Below are 17,040 nucleotides of genomic sequence, written 5' to 3' on the forward strand. Positions count from 1 at the left end.
GCGATCCTACTGACGGGCTCCGACCTGACCGCGCTGGTCACGCCGACGGCCCGTATCCGGTACCCTCCGGACGTGACCCGGCAGGCTCCATGTCGTTGGTCACATCGGACGCGCGGTGCGGAGGGTGCCGCGCGGAGCCTTCTCGGGAGGAAGGGACATCATGAGCGACCTGTCTGCGCGATCGCGTTCGACGTGGCCCGTCGCCCTGGTGATCGCCCTCCTGCTGTGCGCCGCGCTGATCGTCGCCCTGCGCTCGATGAACAAGACCGATGACGCGACGCCCGTGGCGTCCCACGGCAAGGTCAGCCTCAAGGGCCTCCCCTTCAGCAGCACCGACACCCGCATCCCCGGCGCACCGCGCGACACCGCGGCCGACCTCGCGCCCGACGGCACCGTCGTGCACCCCCGCCGCGTGACCGCGCTGTTCACCAAGCCGGGTGGCCGGGCGTTCGCCAAGATCAAGCCGACCCAGTTCGGTGACACCTGGCTGCCGGTCGTGGCCCACGCCGGGTCCTGGGTCCAGGTGCTGCTCCCCTCCCGTCCGGACGGCTCCACCGCGTGGATGCAGAACGGCGGGCTGGACCACGCGAAGTCGCCGTACCAGATCCAGGTGCACCTCGCGAGCCGCCAGCTGCAGCTCTTCGACGGCACCACGCTGGTCGGGTCGTGGACCGTCGCCATCGGCGCGCCCGGTACGCCGACCCCGACCGGCCGCACCTTCCTGCTCGGCCAGGTGGTGGACGACAACCAGTCGTTCTCGCCGGTCATCCTGCCGCTCGGCACGCACAGCGCCACGCTCGACAGCTACGGCGGCGGGCCCGGGACGGTGGCGATCCACGGGTGGCCCGACGCCTCAGTCTTCGGAAACGCCGTGTCGCACGGCTGCATCCGAGTGCCCTCCAGCGCCTTGGAGCGGCTCAGCACCATCCCGCTGGGAACAGCGGTTCTCATCACCAACACCTGATTCACCAGCGGGGAACCGCGACACCACGTACCGTGCAGTTCTGTGAAGGAAAAGGGGACACCCATGAAGCTCAAGCGCCAGCTCGCCGCCGTCGGCGGCACGCTCGCCCTCGTCACCGCCGGAGCCTCGGTGGCGCTGGTCGGCGGCCTCAGCTCCGGCCACGCCGCGCAGGCGCCGTCGTCGGCGTTCGGCCTGGTCGCCACGGGGCCGATCCCGATCCAGAAGACCCCGACCGTGGTCTCGACCGACGGCAAGCTCGCGAAGAACTCGCTCGTCTCGATCCCGACCAACCCGCTGCTCTCGGGCGGCGTCGTCAACGTCAAGGCGAAGAACGGCTACGCCCACTCCGACGTGACGAACCTCGGCGTGATCGGCAACGGCCTCAACGGTCTCGCCAGCCAGCTCTCCACGCTGACGAGCCAGCTCGGGCCGGTCTGCACCGCGCTCAAGCAGGTGCCGCTCAACCAGGTCACCAACGCCGTCAAGCAGGGCACCGGCACCCTTGACCTGACCGTCCTCGGTCCGATCCTCGACGCGGTCAGCGGAGGCACCGGCATCGACCTCAGCCTCGTCAAGGCCATCGATCTCTCCAAGCTCCTCCCCGATGACCTCTCGGGCCTGTGCAAGGTGCTCGCCGGCACCGCGAGCGTCGTCGGCGCCGACGCCGTCACCACCGAGTGCCACGGCCACACCGGCACGTTCAACGTCGCGAACCTGAACCTGCTGGGCCTGCCGATCAACGTCGACACCAACCAGAAGAACGCCAAGGTCGAGATCCCCGGCGTCGTGAAGATCGAGACGAACCGCCAGACCCTCAACTCCGACGGCACCTTCACCGTCGACGGCATCGTCATCGACCTCCCGATCCTGCAGAACCAGGAGATCATCGTGACCTCCGCGACCTGCGGCAACGTGGCGCACCGGACGGTCACGTCCAACGCGCCGACCCCGACGCCGACGCACACCAAGGCCGCTGTCACCGGCTGACGCAGACCTGCACGGTACGCCGATCGGCCGTGACTCCTCCGGGGGTCGCGGCCGATCGCCGCTTTTGCCCGGTGGGTCAGCGGCAGAGGTCGGCGTGCCAGGTGACGGCGCTGGCGTCGGTCAGCGAGGCCACCTGGTCGATCACCACGCGCAGCCGGGCCGGATCGTCCGGCGCCGCATCCCAGTCCGCGGCGAAGCTCTGCTCGAGGGCGTCGCGCCCGCGGTCGACGAGCGCGCCGACCAGCTCGGCGAGCAGCTCGCGCTGGCGTTCCTGGGCGGCCACGCGACCGGCGTCCTGCATGACGTAGTGCGCCGCGACGGACTTGAGCAGGGTGATCTCGGCCCAGGTCTCGTCGGGGACGACCAGGCCGGCGGCGTACCGGACGAAGGGTCCGTCGCTGGCGCCGAACGTCGCCTGCTGCACCGCGCCGCAGAACCGCCCGATCAGGTCGCTGGTGAGGTTCTTCAGGGCGGCCAGGCTGCCCCGGGTGCCGTCGTACGACGAGGTGGGCCAGCTGCCGACCTCACGCAACCTGCCGAGGGCGGCCGCCAGAGACTCGCCGTCGACCGCGCCGAACCACAGCGCGGCGGTGGAGCCGACCGCGGCCTCGTCGAGGTGGCGCAGGTCGATCATCCCGGCCACGACACCGTCCTCGACGTCGTGGACCGAGTAGGCGACGTCGTCGGACAGGTCCATGATCTGCGCCTCGACGCACCGCTGCAGGCCGCGGGCTCCGGTGCGGGCCCAGGTGAAGGCGGGCAGGTCGTCGGCGTACACACCGAACTTGGGGCTCGCCGGGTCCGGGCCCTCGCCGACGGCCCAGGGGTACTTGGTGCAGGCGTCGAGCGTGGCCCGGGTGAGGTTGAGGCCGGCACCGGGCGTCTTGGACTCGAGCCGGGTGAGCAGCCGGAGGGTCTGCGCGTTGCCCTCGAAGCCACCGCACGCCGCCGCGAGCTCGTCGAGGACGCGTTCGCCGTTGTGCCCGAACGGCGGGTGGCCGAGATCGTGAGCGAGGGCCGCCGTCTCGGCGATGTCCGGGTGGCTGCCGAGGGCGCGCGAGAGGTCACGGGCGATCTGGGCGACCTCGAGGCTGTGCGTCAGCCGGTTGCGGATGAAGTCGTCGGTGGCCGGCCCCCACACCTGGGTCTTCGCCGCGAGCCGCCGGAACGAGGCGGCGTGCACGACGCGGGCGCGGTCACGCTCGAACGGGAGCCGCTCGGGGGCGTCGACCCGCTTCGGCGGCTCGGGCACGATGCGCTCGCGCGCGTGCGCGTCGTACCGCTCCTCGACCGGGTCCACGCTCGGACCCTATCGGCTCTGAGGCGGTCGCTCAGTTGACGGCGAAATGGACGTGGTCCATGTGGTTGGCGGTGGCCGAGCCCCGGTTCGGCATCAGCCGCCAGCCCTCGGAGGAGCGGACGGGGGTCCAGATGTGCTGGTACCAGATGATGTCGTAGAGGTTCAGCTCGCTCGCGTGCGCCTGGAGGAAGTCGGCGATCTGCTGGCCGAGCGCCCGGTCGCCGTAGACCATGGCGTCGACCGCGTGGCCGGTGTTGTGCTCGGGGCGGTTGCCGAGCCCGCCGTACGAGGTGACGGCCGGGAAGGCGTTGCAGACGGCCTCGTAGGCACGGACCATGTCGGGCACCAGGCCGCGGGTGACGCTCATGTCGCCACAGGGCTTGAACACCAGGGCCTGCTGCGCGGGGTCCGCCGGCGGCTTGTTCTTGGCCAGGTAGCCCTGGGTGACCCACAGCGTGGCGCCGTCGACGACGATCTCCTCGCGACCCGACTGCACCGCACCGGTCGTCAGCACCCGCTTGCGCGCCTCGATCTCGCCGCGCTGGGCGGCGCTGTCCTCGGGGCCGGTCCACAGGTTGAGGGCGTCGGTGGTCCACATCGGGACCATCGGCTCCGGCTTCAGGGCCGGCCGCGCCGAGGGGCGCTGGTAGCTGCGCGACACCGTCGCGGGACGGCTCTGGCCGGACGTCGCGACGTTGGCGAGGTCGGCCTGCGCGCTGTCGGCGGCGAGGGTCGTGCTCGGCTGGGAGCCGAGGACGCCGACCGCGACCGTGACTCCGGTCGCCAGGACGGCGAGGGGGCCGGCGATGAGCGCGGCCTTGGGCTTGCGGCGTGCGGTTTCCCGCTTGTGGCTGATGGCCACGGCGCTGATTCCTTCGTTTCGCGGATGCTGTCTCGGTGCTGCTGGTGTGGGGGTCGGTCAACGACCATCGCACACGCGCACGGCTCCGCCGAATCGGCACACGGGGTTCTGCTCAGCGTGAGCACTACCCGCCGGTGGTCTCCGACACGTCCTCGGTGAGGTGGATCTGCGAGCCGTCGGCCTCGTCGAGCCACCCTTCGGGCAGCACCACCTTGGCCCGCGGAGCACCCTGCCGGCCGCGGGGAGCACCCAGCTCGGAGGTGGGGAACGGGGCGCTGTGGTCGAGGCTCGCGAGCAGGTCGTCGAGGGTCGCGAGGGAGTCGATGAGGCCGAGGGTGCGACGAAGGTCACCACCCGCGGGGAAGCCCTTGAGGTACCAGGTGACGTGCTTGCGGAACTCCTTGCAGCCGCGCTCCTCCCCCATGTGCTCGCTGAGCAGCTCGGCGTGCCGGCGCATCATCACGGCGACCTCGCCGAGGTTCGGGAGGGTGGTTTCGATACGCGGCTCGCTCGTTCCTCGCTCGCCGCTACTCAACCAACGATCGCGGCCGGCGAAGGCGGATGCCAGGTCGCGGAACAGCCAGGGACGGCCCAGGCAGCCGCGCCCGATGACGACGCCGTCGACGCCGGTCTCCTCGACCATCCGGAGCGCGTCGGAGGCCTCCCAGATGTCACCGTTGCCGAGGACCGGGATCTCGGTCACCGAATGCTTGAGCTCGGCGATGGCCTCCCAGTCGGCGGTGCCGGAGTAGGCCTGCGAGACCGTCCGGCCGTGCAGCGCGATCGCCGCGCACCCGGCCTCCTGGGCGATCCGGCCCGCGTCGAGGTAGGTGAGGTGGTCGTCGTCGATGCCCTTGCGGGTCTTCATCGTCACCGGGACGTCGTACGGCGCCGCGGCCGCGACCGCCTGCTCCAGGATCCGCCCGAGCAGGCCGCGCTTCCAGGGCAGCGCTCCGCCGCCGCCCTTGCGGGTGACCTTGGGGACCGGGCAGCCGAAGTTGAGGTCGACGTGGCGGACGTCGTACTCCTCGCAGAGGATGGTGACGGCCTTGACGACGTACGTCGGATCGGTGCCGTAGAGCTGCACCGAGCGCACCGACTCCAGCTCGTCGAAGACGAGCATCCGCTTGGTGGTCTCGTCACCCTCGACCAGGCCGCGGCTGGTGATCATCTCGCAGACGTAGAGGCCGGCGCCGTACTCGGCACAGAGCCGGCGGAACGCGGCGTTCGTCACGCCCGCCATCGGCGCGAGGACGACGGGGGTCGCGACCTCGAGCGAGCCCAGCCGAAGCGTCACTGCTTCGCGCTCTTCGTGCTCTTCGGCCCCTTGGTGGACTTCTTCTTCGGCTTCTTGGTCACCGGCGGCTGGACCTTGGTGCTGACGCGACCGGTCCAGGTCACCGACTGCAGCGGCTGGTTGCTGTCGTCGTAGGGACGGAAGGTCACCGACTTCAGGTCCTGGCCCGGCGAGATGGCGAAGACGAAGCACATGTCGATCCGCGCACCGGGCGCGAACGACGCCGGCGTGACGTAGGGGTGGCACGGCTGGAAGGTGCGCTGCTGGAACGGCTGCGCGGCGACCAGGGTGCCGCCGTCCTGCTCGGCCCAGATCGGCACGGCGAGGCGGTTCAACGGCGTCGTCGACTCGTTGGTGACGACCGCGCGCACGAAGTACGGCGTGGTCGCGGCCTGCGCGGAGCTGACCTTCCAGCCCTGGAACGACTTGTCGTACGTCGTGCGCTCGATCCGGGTGATCTGCACGTCCAGCACGGCCGTCGTCGACACCTTCGGGTGCCACGCGATGACCGCGTGGTCGCCGAGCTTCAGCGCCGAGCCCGGGGTCGTCAGTGAGACGCCCGACGGCACGGCGGTCAGGTACGGAGCGACGGTCGGCGAGGACGAGTCGCTCGGTGCGGCGGTCGGGCTGCCCGAGCCGCACGCCGACGCGGGGAGCGCCAGCGCGAGCGCTCCGATGACCCCGAGAATCCGACGGTTCACGACGTCAGCACCCCACGAATCGCTCGGCGAAGTAGGCGGTCAGCTTGTCCAGCGCGACCCGCTCCTGGCTCATCGAGTCGCGCTCGCGCACGGTGACGGCCTGGTCCTCGAGGGTGTCGAAGTCCACGGTGACGCAGTACGGCGTGCCGACCTCGTCCTGGCGGCTGTAGCGCTTGCCGATCGAGCCGGCGTCGTCGAAGTCGATGTACCAGTTCTTGCGGAGCTCAGCGGCCAGTGCCTGCGCCTTGGGGGTCAGGTCGGCGTTGCGGCTCAGCGGCAGCACGGCGGCCTTGATCGGCGCGAGGCGCGGGTCGAGCCGCAGCACGGTGCGCTTGCGGACACCGCCCTTGGTGTCGGGAGCCTCGTCCTCGGCGTACGCGTCGACGAGGAAGGTCATCAGGCTGCGCGACAGGCCGGCTGCGGGCTCGATCACGTAGGGCACGTAGCGCTCGTTGGCGGCCTGGTCGAAGTAGCGCAGGTCCTTGCCGGAGTGCTCCATGTGCGTCGCCAGGTCGAAGTCGGTGCGGTTGGCGACACCCTCGAGCTCGCCCCACTCCGAGCCCGCGAAGTTGAAGCGGTACTCGATGTCGACGGTGCGCTTGGAGTAGTGCGACAGCTTCTCCTTGGCGTGCTCGTAGAGCCGGAGGTTGTCGGGGTCGATGCCGAGGTCGACGTACCAGGCCAGGCGGGTGTCGATCCAGTACTGGTGCCACTCCTCGTCCTCACCCGGCTTGACGAAGAACTCCATCTCCATCTGCTCGAACTCGCGGGTGCGGAAGATGAAGTTGCCGGGCGTGATCTCGTTGCGGAAGCTCTTGCCCATCTGGGCGATGCCGAACGGGGGCTTCATCCGCTGGCTGGTGACCACGTTGGCGAAGTTGAGGAAGATGCCCTGCGCGGTCTCGGGGCGCAGGTAGTGCAGGCCGGACTCGTCCTCGAGGACACCGAGGTGGGTCTTGAGCATGCCGGAGAACTGCTTCGGCTCGGTCCACGCGCCGCGGGCACCGCAGTTGGCACACGCGATGTCGCTCAGCGGCACGGTGTCAGGGTCGGCGATGCCCTTCTTCTCGGCGTACGCCTCCTGCAGGTGGTCGGCCCGGTAGCGCTTGTGGCAGGACTGGCACTCGGTCAGCGGGTCGTTGAACGTCGCGACGTGGCCGGAGGCCTCCCAGGTCTGCCGCGGCAGGATGATGCTGGAGTCGAGTCCCACGACGTCGTCGCGGCTCTGCACCATCGAGCGCCACCACTGGCGCTTGATGTTCTCCTTCAGCTCCACGCCCAGCGGCCCGTAGTCCCAGGCCGAGCGGGTGCCGCCGTAGATCTCGCCGCACGGGTAGACGAATCCGCGGCGCTTGGCCAGGGAGACGACGTTGTCGACGGTGGAGGGGGGCGGCTTGGCCACAGGAGGATCCTTCGGTTCGGGCCGCGCGGCCGGCTGCCGTGCGGTCGTGCGTATCGCGCCTAGGTTACGCGGGTACCGGCCTCGTTCAGCACTCCGGACGGCTCCACCAGCTCGTAGGCGCCGGGCTCGTCGATCGCGCGGCTGAGCACCGGGACGCCGTACATCTTCAGCTCGTACGACGACAGGGCCCGCCGGTAGGCGCCGACGTTGATCCAGCGGGTGGTGAGCACCCAGAGATCGGGCTCGTCGAGGTTGCGGCCGATCGCGCCGTCGAGGTAGCCGGGCTGGTCGCTCAGCAGGGCATGGACCGACTCGAGGTCGGCGCGCAGGGCGTCATCGCCACGGAACCGGTTGACGACGAGCACGGACCGATCCTACGTTATGACGACTGTCATAACCCTCTGAGGAGCCTTCGATGACCCAAGCGACGACCGAGCCGACGTGGCAGAAGTCCGCCTGCATCCTGTGCGAGTGCAACTGTGGCATCGAGGTGCAGGTGCAGGACCGGCACCTGGTCAGGATCCGCGGCGACAAGTCACACCCCTCCTCCCAGGGCTACACCTGCGAGAAGCCGCTGCGGCTGGACCGCTACCAGAACGGGACGTCGCGGCTGACCTCTCCCCTGCGCCGCCGTGACGACGGCAGCTACGAGGAGATCCCGTGGGACGTGGCGATCAGCGAGATCGCGGCCAGGCTCGCGGCGATCCGCGACGAGCACGGCGGCGACAAGATCTTCTTCTACGGAGGCGGCGGGCAGGGCAACCACCTCGGCGCGGGCTACCAACAGTCGCTGCAGGCGGCCCTCGGCGTGCGCTACCGGTCCAACGCGCTCGCGCAGGAGAAGACCGGCGAGATGTACGTCGACGGCCGGCTGTACGGCGGCCACACCAAGGGCGACTTCGAGCACGCCGAGGTCGTGGTCTTCGTCGGCAAGAACCCGTGGCAGTCGCACTCCTTCCCGCGCGCCCGGCCGGTGCTCAAGGAGATGGCGGCCGACCCGGACCGCTGCATGGTGGTGATCGACCCGCGCCGCAGCGAGACCGCGGCGATGGCCGACATCCACCTGCAGGTGCGACCCGGGACGGACGCCTGGTGCCTGGCCGCGCTGGGTGCGGTGCTGGTCCAGGAGGACCTCATCGACCACGACTTCGTGCGTGACCACACGACCGGCGCCGAGGCGGTGCTGGCGGCGTACGCCGAGGTCCCGATCGCCGACTACGCGGAGCGGTGCGGCGTAGACGAGTCGCTGATCCGGCGTACCGCCCGACGGATCGCGGCCGCGAAGAGCGCGTGCACCTACGAGGACCTCGGCATCCAGCAGGCGCCGCACAGCACGCTGAGCTCCTACCTCAACAAGATGCTGTGGATCCTCACCGGCAATTTCGCGAAGCAGGGCGGGATGTTCCTGCACTCGACGTTCGCCGCCCTGGCGGGCGGGACCGGTGGCGGCGGGTCGAAGGTGACCCCGGTGACCGGGGCGCGCATCATCTCCGGCCTGGTGCCGTGCAACTCGATCGCCGAGGAGATCGACACCCACCACCCCGACCGGTTCCGGGCGATGTGGATCGACAGCGTCAACCCGGCCCACTCCCTCGCCGACTCGGCGGCCTTCCGCCGGGCGATGCGCAAGCTGGAGCTCAGCGTGGTCATCGACGTCGCGATGACCGAGACGGCGCGCGAGGCCGACTACGTGCTGCCCGCGGCCACCCAGTTCGAGAAGTGGGAGTGCACCTTCTTCAACGTCGACTTCCCCGAGAACGTCTTCCACCTGCGCGCGCCGCTGATGGAGCCGTTGGAGGGCACGCTCGACGAGCCGGAGATCTACGCCCGCGTCATCCGGGCGCTCGGGGTCGTCGACGACGCGACGCTGTCGCCGCTGCGGAAGGCGGCCGAGAACGGCCTCGCGGCGTACGCCGATGCCTTCTTCGCGGCGATCGGCGCCGACCCCCGGCTGATGGGCCTGGCCGGTCACGTTCTGTACGAGACCCTCGGGCCGACCCTCGGGTCCGCGCGCGGGACCGCCGCGCTGTGGGGTGTCGCGCACCTGTGCGCGATGGCGCAGCCGGCGTCGGTGGCGCGGGCCGGCTTCGGCGGCACCGGCTTCGAACCGGGCAACGCCCTGTTCTCGCGGATCCTCAGCGGCAAGGCCGTGGTGTTCACCCGCGACGACCACGAGAACGCGTGGGACTACGTCCGCCGGCCTGACCGCCGGTTCACCCTGGAGATCCCCGAGCTCCTGGACCACCTGCGCGCGCTGGCCACCGAGCCGAGCTCGTGGACCACCGAGGACTTCCCGATGGTGCTGTCGGCCGGCGAGCGGCGGGCCTTCACGGCCAACACGATCATCCGCGACCCGTCGTGGCGGCGTCGCGACCGGCAGGGCGCGCTGCGGCTGTCGCCGACGGACGCGTCGGCGTACGGCGTGGAGTCGGGCGACTCGCTGCGGGTCGTGACCGAGCGCGGGGAGGCCGTCGCGGTGGTCGAGGTGACCGACCAGATGCAGCCCGGCCACATGTCCCTGCCCAACGGCCTCGGGGTGGCCCACGAGGACGGCACCCCCGGTGTCGCTCCGAACGAGCTCACCTCGCTGCACCACCGCGACTTCCTCGCGGGCACGCCGTGGCACAAGTACGTGCCCGCACGGCTGGAGCGGGTGTGACCTCGGCACGGGAGACGATGATCGACGGCGCCATCGACCTGTTCGCGCGCCGTGGCGTGGCCGGTACGTCGTTGCGCGACGTCGTCGAGCACAGCGGCGCGCCGCGGGGGTCGATCTATCACCACTTCCCCGGCGGCAAGGACGAGCTGGCGGCGGCCGCGGCCGCCCGGGCCGGGGTCCTGACCGATGGGCTCATCACCAAGCTGGCCTCGGCCGGTGACCCCGGCGCCGCGGTCACGGAGCTGGTCGAGATCTGGTGCCGACGGCTCGAGCGCAGCGACTTCGAGCAGGGGTGCCCGGTCGCGGCGTCGGCGCTCGCGGCGGACGAGACGCCCGCGGCACGGGAGGCGGCCGCGGCGGCCTTCGCCGGGTGGTCGGGTCTGCTGCGCGAGGCGTTCGCCCGCTCCGGCGTACCTCTCGAGGAGGCGGAGGCGCGAGCCAACCTGGCGATCTGCGCGATCGAGGGCGCCCTGCTGGTCAGCCGGGCTCAGCGGTCCGTGGAGCCGCTCCGGTCGGCCGGGCGCAGCCTCGTGACGATGTGGGGCTCCGCCTGACCTCCGGTTTGACAGCGGCTCCTGATGTAAATGAGAATCGTTCTCATGTTGAAGCCACTCCTCGGAGCGACCACCCTGGCCCTCGCGCTGTCCGGCTGTGCGGCCTTCTCCGACAACGGGCCGAGCGCGAGCAACGGGCTCACCGTGGTCGCCGGCCTCTACCCGCTGCAGTGGGTGGCCCAGCAGGTCGTCGGCGACCACGCCCAGGTCGAGGACCTGACCCAGCCAGGCGCTGAGCCGCACGACCTGGAGCTCACGCCCAAGGAGGTCGGCGACGTCGTGTCGGCCGATGTGATCGTCTACGAGAAGGGCCTGCAGGCCGCCGTCGACCAGGCCGTGACCCAGGCGAACAGCGACGCCGCGTTCGACGTCACGCCCGTCGCCGGGCTCGAGCCGCTCTCCCACGGCGGCCACGACGACGTGAGCCACCAGCCCGGCGTGACCGCTGACCAGGAGGCCGAGCAGTCGGCGAAGGACCTCGGCGACCTCGACCCGCACTTCTGGCAGGACCCGCTCAAGCTCGCCGCCGTGGGCCAGGCCCTGGCGGACAAGATGGCGTCGGTCGACCCGGCGGACACAGCGTCGTACCACGCCAACGCGGATGCCCTCTCGGCGAAGCTGAAGGCTCTCGACCACGACTACGCCACCGGGCTGGCGCACTGCCAGCGGCACGTGATCGTGGTCAGCCACAACGCGTTCGGCTACCTGTGGCGCTACGGGCTCGACGTCGAGCCCATCGCCGGCCTCTCCCCCGACGCCGAACCGACGCCCGCCGACCTGGGCCGGTTGCAGCAGCTGATCCGGACCGACGGGATCACCACCGTCTTCGGCGAGCGCCTGGTGTCCCCGGCGCTCTCCCGGACGATCGCGCAGGACACCGGAGCGAGGACCGCGGTGCTCGACCCTATCGAGGGACTCAGCTCCGCCACCTCGCACGAGGACTACCTTTCCCTCATGCGCGCCAACCTCGCCGCACTCCGCACCGCGAACGGCTGTCGATGAACCCGATCGAGCTCACCGACGGGGCCGTGGCCGCCGGCGGGCGACTGCTCATCAGCGGCGTCGACCTGACCGTCGAGGACGGCGACTTCATCGCCCTGATGGGCCCCAACGGCTCGGGCAAGTCCACGCTGGTCCGGGCGCTGACCGGGCTCCGGCCGCTGGCGGCGGGCTCGCTGCGGCTGTTCGGCGAGCCGGTCGACCGGTTCAAGGACTGGCCGCGGCTGGGCTACGTGCCGCAGCGGGCCAACGCGTCCTCCGGCATCCCAACCTCGGTGTGGGAGGTCGTCGCGTCCGGCCGCCTGGGCCGGCGCGGCCTGTTCCGTCCGCTGTCCCGCGCCGACCGGCGGATCATCTCCTCCGCACTCGAGACGGTCGGTCTGAGCAACCGCACCTCCGACCCGGTGACCGACCTCTCGGGCGGACAGCAGCAGCGCGCCTACATCGCGCGCGCACTGGCCGGCGAGCCCGACCTGTTCTTCCTCGACGAGCCGACGGCCGGCGTCGACCTGCCCAACCAGCAGGTTCTCGCCGACACGCTCGGGATGCTCAAGGAGCAGGGCCGCACGATCGTGCTCGTCGCCCACGAGCTCGGCCCGCTGGCGGGCCTGGTCGACCGGACCGTGGTGATGCGCGACGGCCACAAGGCGTACGACGGCGTCCCGCTCGCCGACCACGACGTGCACGGGCCGGTGTTCTTCGGCGAGGAGCACAGCCACCACCACGAGGTGCCCGCCCGCCACGACCACCCACCGACCCCGCAGGTGGCCTCACCGCTGGAGTGTGATCACGAATGAGCGCCTGGGACCTCTTCTCCTACGGCTTCATGCAGCGCGCCCTGATCGCCGCCACGCTGACCGGCCTGGCCGCGCCGATCGTCGGCACCTACCTGGTGCAGCGGCGATTGTCGCTGATGGGCGACGGCCTCGGGCACGTGGCCGTGACCGGTGTCGCCCTCGGCCTGCTGACCGGTACGTCGCCGACGTGGACCGCCGTGATCGTGGCCGTGCTCGGGGCGGTCGCCATCGAGCTGATCCGCGAGCGCGGACACGCCGGTGGTGACGTCGCGCTGGCGCTGCTGTTCTACGGCGGCCTCGCGGGCGGCGTGCTGCTCTCGGGCCTGGCGGGCAAGTCGGCCGCGACGCTGCAGGAGTACCTGTTCGGCTCGATCACGACGATCGGCATCGGCGACGTGCTCATCACGATGGCACTCGCCGCGGTGGTCCTGGTGATCGGGCTCGGCCTGGCGCCGCAGCTGTACGCCGTCGCGAACGACCGCGACTTCGCGCAGGTCGCCGGGCTGCCCGTGCGCTGGTACAACCTGCTCGTTGCCACCCTCGCCGCGGTCAGCGTCACGGTCGCGATGCACACCGTCGGGCTGTTGCTGGTCTCGGCGCTGATGGTCATCCCCGTCGCGACCTCGCAGCAGCTCACCCGGACCTTCCGCAGCACGCTCGGCCTCGCGATGGTGCTCGGCCTCGTCGCCTCCCTCGGCGGGCTGCTGATCTCGACGTTCGCGTCCTTCCACGCGACGGTCGCCCCGGGCCCGAGCATCGTGCTGCTCGCGCTCGCCTGCTTCGTGGTGGCGTGGCCGACCGGGGTGCTGCTGCGGCGCCGACGGGTCGGCGTACCGACCGCTGATCCGGCTCCGTAGCCCCGCGTCCGGTCGCCGGGGCCGGCACGGAGGGCGGAGGTGGGCAACCTCCGGAACGTCTTGCTCCACCCCGTGCCTAGGCACGGGGCAGGTATCGGGAGCATGATGAAAGACCCGACGAACGGCGGTGATCGAATTGATCCTCATTGTCGGTGGCACCGGCGATCTCGGCGAACGCGTCACCCGCATCCTGAGCGAGCGGGGCGAAGAGGTCCGCTGCTTGGTTCGCCGGACGAGTGACGACGCCGCCCTGCGCGAGCTCGGAGTGGAGCTGGTTCGGGGCGACCTCACCGAGCCCGAGTCCCTCGCCGCTGCGTGCGAAGGCATCACGACGGTCGTGGCCACAGCCACGATGATCGCGAGGAGGCTCGGCGGCGAGGCGCTGCCAACGATCCACCAGGCTGACGAGATGGGCATGGCGTCCCTGATCGCGGCGGCGGAGTCCGCCGGGGTGCAGCGCTTCGTGTACCTGTCGTTCCCCGGGGTCGACAAGGCGATCGGCACGCCCCTGGAGCACGCCAAGCTCGCGACCGAGGAGCGGTTGCGCGGTTCATCGATGCAGGGGGTCGTGGTGCGACCCGACGCGTTCCAGGAGATCCACCTCGGGGCCGCCGCGCGATTCGACGTCGCGGCAGGGAAGATCGCCATCATCGGTCGGGGTGACAGCAAGCGTCGATGGGTCAGTACCGCGGATGTCGCCGCCCTCGTGGCCTCGGTGTCAGTCGAGAACGACCCACCGAGCCTGATCACCGTCGGTGGGCCCGAAGCCCTCACCAAGAACGAGGCGGTGGCTCTGGTGGAGGAGGCGACGGGACGCCGGATGAAGGTCCAGCACATGCCCAGGCCCGTCGCTCGGATGGCGATCCGGATGCTGAACAAGCGCAATGATGCGCTCGCGTCGGCCTTCGGAGCCGGCCTCCTGCAAGACCTCCGCGCCGCCGACTGGGACGACGCAGCCCTGAGGGAGCGCGGCATCACGCCTCGGGCGGCAAGCGACTACCTGCGCGCGGAGGCCATCCGCCTCACGCAGCAGCGGCCCTGATCACGACCGAGGCCGGACCTCGTTGGGCACCGCTCCCCCGTAGCGTCGGTCGCGACGCGCGTAGGTGTCGATCGCCTGCCACAGGTGACGCCGGTCGACGTCGGGCCAGAGCACGTCGGAGAACACGAACTCGGCGTACGCGGCCTGGTAGAGCATGAAGTTGGAGAGCCGCTCCTCGCCGGACGTGCGCCAGATCAGGTCGGCGTCCGGGAGCTCGGGGACGTACAGGTAGCGGCCGAGCGTCTTCTCGTCCACCTTGCCCGGCTTGAGCCGGCCGGCGGCGACGTCCTCGGCGAGCCGGCGCGCGGCGTCGCCGAGCTCGGAGCGGCCGCCGTAGTTGACGCACATCGTCAGCGTCAGCACGTCGTTGTCCTTGGTGAGCTCCTCGGCGATCTTGAGCTCGTTGATGACCGACTTCCAGAGGCGGGGGGCACGGCCGGCCCAGCGGACCCGGACGCCGAGGTCGTTCATCTCGTCGCGACGCCGGCGGATCACGTCGCGGTTGAAGCCCATCAGGAACTTCACCTCGTCGGGGCTGCGGCTCCAGTTCTCGGTGGAGAAGGCGTACGCCGACACCGCCTTCACGCCGATCTCGATCGCGCCCTCGACCACGTCGAACAGGCTCGACTCGCCCTGCTCGTGGCCCTTCGTCCGCGGCAGGCCTCGCTCCTTGGCCCAGCGGCCGTTGCCGTCCATCACGATCGCCACGTGGTGCGGCACCAGCTCGGCCGGGATGGCTGGCGGCCGGGCGCCGCTCGGGTGCGGAGTCGGCGGGCGGACGGGGGTACGACGCGGCACGGGGTGCAGCCTATTGCGTGGCCGGACGTCATACGGACGGGGCGCTGCAGCGCTCCGTCCGTATGACGTCCGCGGTCAGCGCACGGTGAACGACGTCCTGGCGGACTGGTCCAGGTAGCCGCAGCCGCAGCTGGAGTTCTGCATCGTGAGGCCGGAGGTCCGGAAGGACTGCGCGCCCGCGCCGACCTCGCTCTTGGGGATGCTGAGCTGGATGTAGTCGTCGGCGTAGGACAAGCTGCCGCGGATGCCCGTCTGCGACGGACTGAACCGCGTCAGCGCTCGACGTACGCCAGCGACCTCAGGCCGCGCTCCAGCTGCCACTGGGTGAAGGCGGCGACGAGCCCGTTGGCCTCGCGGACGTGGCGGGGCTCGGCGGCCTCGACGACCGGCCAGTCGCCGGCGAGCAGGGCGCCCATCAGCAGCAGGGTGTCGGCGGCGGGGGTGGCGGAGCCGGGGATCCGGCAGGTCGAGCAGAGCACGCCACCCATCGAGGGGTTGAACCAGCGGTGGGTGACGAGCTCGCCGGTGCCGAGGACCGGCGGGCGGCCGCAGTGGGCGCAGTCGACGAAGGACGGCGCGTAGCCGGCGATCGCCATCGCACGCAGCAGGTAGGAGTCGAGGACGTGGCCGGGCGCGCGTTCCCCCGACGACATCGCGCGCAGCGCGCCGAGCAGCAGCTGGAACTGCTGGACCGCCGGCTCGCGCTCCTCGGCGACGAGCCGCTCCGCGGTCTCGAGCATGGCGGTGCCGGCGGTGTAGCGGTCGTAGTCGAAGCCGATCTCGGCGGCGTAGGCACCCCGGGTGTCGGCCTGGGTGATCGTGTCCAGGTTGCGCCCGTCGGCGAGCTGCAGGTCGACGTGGGTGAACGGCTCGAGCCGGGACCCCCACCGCGAGGTCGTACGACGCACCCCGCGGGCCACCGCGCGCACGCGTCCGTGCTGACGGGTCAGCAGGGTGATGATGCGGTCGGCCTCCCCCAGCTTGTGGGTGCGCAGCACGATCGCCTCGTCGCGATACAGAGGCACGTCTCCTATTGTGCCGAGCATGACCGACACAGCCCGGTACGGCGCACCGACGCGACCCCGCGGATCCGTCACGGACTGGGCGTTGGTGGTGCTGACCTGGGCCTCTGTCCTCGCCAACGGGTGGCTGCTGTTCTTCCCTCCGCGCACGTACGACCTCCGGCACGGGATCCAGGTGGCCGACCTGGTGATCTGCGTGCTGCTCGGGCTGGCGATCTGCTGGCGCTGGCTGCGGTTCCGGGCCGGCCGACGGCTGCTGCGCAAGCAGTGGTGGGAGGTCATCGCCCTCTTTCCGCTCATCGTCCCGACCGTCGGCGAGTGGAAGAGCGTGCTCCTGGTGGTGCTCGTCGCGCGACTGGTCCGCACCGTCGACCGCACCGACAACGTGTTGGGCGACCGCGTCACCGCCGACCTGGTGCGGCACTTCTCCGACCCGATCGTCACCGCGATCAAGCGGCCGATCACGATCGCGGTCCTGGACGAGGTCGTCAACGTGATCCACGAGGGCACCTACGCCACCAACCTCCGGGCAGCGCTCGACGAGAACCGGATCGAGCTCGAGGCCCTCGTCGTGGAGCTGATCCGCGAGGACGTCGCGACCGGCAAGCTGCGCCGGCTGCCCTTCCACGACGAGCTGGTCACGATGGTCACCGACACCGTGCTGCGGCTGATCAACGGTGCCCTCGACGACCCGCGCACCACCGAGCTGATCTCCGACGTCATCGCCAACTCGGCCGAGCAGTTGCGCATCGCGGTCCGCCAGCCCGGACTCACCTGAGCGCGAGTTCTGACCCGTGGT

18 protein-coding genes are annotated in these 17,040 nt (G+C 70.8%); 9 read left to right on the plus strand and 9 right to left on the minus strand.

What is annotated here, in order from left to right; genetic code table 11:
* Positions 1 to 160: 160 nt before the first annotated feature.
* Positions 161 to 964: a L,D-transpeptidase gene (locus tag ACYVAQ_RS22195; protein ID WP_460792762.1), complete on the plus strand. Its 804-nt coding sequence runs from the start codon at positions 161 to 163 to the stop codon at positions 962 to 964.
* A 63-nt stretch (positions 965 to 1,027) separates the two neighbouring features.
* Positions 1,028 to 1,951 (plus strand): hypothetical protein, encoded by a 924-nt coding sequence (locus ACYVAQ_RS22200; RefSeq protein WP_460792764.1) that lies wholly within the window; start codon positions 1,028 to 1,030, stop codon positions 1,949 to 1,951.
* A gap of 76 nt (positions 1,952 to 2,027) precedes the next feature.
* Here the strand turns inward: ACYVAQ_RS22200 and ACYVAQ_RS22205 are convergent, their stop codons facing one another.
* From ACYVAQ_RS22205 to ACYVAQ_RS22230, 6 genes are all read right to left on the minus strand, one after another.
* Positions 2,028 to 3,251: a deoxyguanosinetriphosphate triphosphohydrolase gene (locus tag ACYVAQ_RS22205; protein WP_460792765.1), complete on the minus strand. Its 1,224-nt coding sequence runs from the start codon at positions 3,249 to 3,251 to the stop codon at positions 2,028 to 2,030.
* 31 nt (positions 3,252 to 3,282) lie between these two features.
* Positions 3,283 to 4,113, minus strand: a complete 831-nt coding sequence (locus tag ACYVAQ_RS22210) for a mucin-2 protein (protein ID WP_460792766.1) — start codon at positions 4,111 to 4,113, stop codon at positions 3,283 to 3,285.
* Positions 4,114 to 4,237: 124 nt separating this feature from the next.
* On the minus strand, positions 4,238 to 5,410 hold the full coding sequence (dusB, locus tag ACYVAQ_RS22215; RefSeq protein ID WP_460792767.1) for a tRNA dihydrouridine synthase DusB: 1,173 nt from the start codon (positions 5,408 to 5,410) through the stop codon (positions 4,238 to 4,240).
* Entirely contained in the window at positions 5,407 to 6,111 is a 705-nt protein-coding gene (locus tag ACYVAQ_RS22220) for a hypothetical protein (protein WP_460792768.1), read from the minus strand. Before ACYVAQ_RS22220 ends, dusB begins: the two co-directional genes overlap by 4 nt.
* Before the next feature lie 4 nt (positions 6,112 to 6,115).
* Entirely contained in the window at positions 6,116 to 7,513 is a 1,398-nt protein-coding gene (locus ACYVAQ_RS22225) for a glycine--tRNA ligase (RefSeq protein WP_460792769.1), read from the minus strand.
* Between the two features lie 59 nt (positions 7,514 to 7,572).
* Positions 7,573 to 7,878 (minus strand): antibiotic biosynthesis monooxygenase family protein, encoded by a 306-nt coding sequence (locus ACYVAQ_RS22230; RefSeq protein WP_460792770.1) that lies wholly within the window; start codon positions 7,876 to 7,878, stop codon positions 7,573 to 7,575.
* Between the two features lie 50 nt (positions 7,879 to 7,928).
* Between ACYVAQ_RS22230 and ACYVAQ_RS22235 the strand changes: the two genes are divergently transcribed.
* The 6 genes from ACYVAQ_RS22235 (at position 7,929) to ACYVAQ_RS22260 (ending at position 14,421) form a co-directional block, all read left to right on the plus strand.
* A complete protein-coding gene (locus tag ACYVAQ_RS22235; protein ID WP_460792771.1) occupies positions 7,929 to 10,172 on the plus strand; it encodes a molybdopterin-dependent oxidoreductase in 2,244 nt (747 codons plus the stop codon).
* A complete protein-coding gene (locus ACYVAQ_RS22240; protein WP_460792772.1) occupies positions 10,169 to 10,726 on the plus strand; it encodes a TetR/AcrR family transcriptional regulator in 558 nt (185 codons plus the stop codon). The genes ACYVAQ_RS22235 and ACYVAQ_RS22240 overlap by 4 nt, the downstream gene beginning before the upstream one ends.
* A gap of 45 nt (positions 10,727 to 10,771) precedes the next feature.
* The gene (locus ACYVAQ_RS22245) at positions 10,772 to 11,728 is read left to right on the plus strand and encodes a metal ABC transporter substrate-binding protein (protein WP_460792773.1); all 957 of its coding nucleotides are present in this window, start codon (positions 10,772 to 10,774) and stop codon (positions 11,726 to 11,728) included.
* A complete protein-coding gene (locus tag ACYVAQ_RS22250; RefSeq protein WP_460792774.1) occupies positions 11,725 to 12,522 on the plus strand; it encodes a metal ABC transporter ATP-binding protein in 798 nt (265 codons plus the stop codon). Before ACYVAQ_RS22245 ends, ACYVAQ_RS22250 begins: the two co-directional genes overlap by 4 nt.
* On the plus strand, positions 12,519 to 13,379 hold the full coding sequence (locus tag ACYVAQ_RS22255) for a metal ABC transporter permease (protein WP_460792775.1): 861 nt from the start codon (positions 12,519 to 12,521) through the stop codon (positions 13,377 to 13,379). The genes ACYVAQ_RS22250 and ACYVAQ_RS22255 overlap by 4 nt, the downstream gene beginning before the upstream one ends.
* A 127-nt stretch (positions 13,380 to 13,506) precedes the next feature.
* On the plus strand, positions 13,507 to 14,421 hold the full coding sequence (locus ACYVAQ_RS22260; protein ID WP_460792776.1) for an SDR family oxidoreductase: 915 nt from the start codon (positions 13,507 to 13,509) through the stop codon (positions 14,419 to 14,421).
* On the opposite strand, the gene ACYVAQ_RS22265 is transcribed toward ACYVAQ_RS22260, so the two are convergent.
* The 3 genes from ACYVAQ_RS22265 to recO all read right to left on the minus strand — a co-directional run bounded on the left by ACYVAQ_RS22265 (position 14,422) and on the right by recO (position 16,244).
* Positions 14,422 to 15,228: an isoprenyl transferase gene (locus tag ACYVAQ_RS22265; protein ID WP_460792804.1), complete on the minus strand. Its 807-nt coding sequence runs from the start codon at positions 15,226 to 15,228 to the stop codon at positions 14,422 to 14,424.
* Between the two features lie 66 nt (positions 15,229 to 15,294).
* The gene (locus ACYVAQ_RS22270; protein ID WP_460792777.1) at positions 15,295 to 15,453 is read right to left on the minus strand and encodes a hypothetical protein; all 159 of its coding nucleotides are present in this window, start codon (positions 15,451 to 15,453) and stop codon (positions 15,295 to 15,297) included.
* A gap of 38 nt (positions 15,454 to 15,491) precedes the next feature.
* Positions 15,492 to 16,244: a DNA repair protein RecO gene (gene recO / locus ACYVAQ_RS22275; protein ID WP_460792778.1), complete on the minus strand. Its 753-nt coding sequence runs from the start codon at positions 16,242 to 16,244 to the stop codon at positions 15,492 to 15,494.
* Between the two features lie 19 nt (positions 16,245 to 16,263).
* Between recO and ACYVAQ_RS22280 the strand changes: the two genes are divergently transcribed.
* Positions 16,264 to 17,019, plus strand: a complete 756-nt coding sequence (locus ACYVAQ_RS22280; RefSeq protein WP_460792779.1) for an ion transporter — start codon at positions 16,264 to 16,266, stop codon at positions 17,017 to 17,019.
* The last annotated feature ends 21 nt before the right edge of the window (positions 17,020 to 17,040 follow it).

The organism is Nocardioides maradonensis (genome assembly GCF_054777115.1).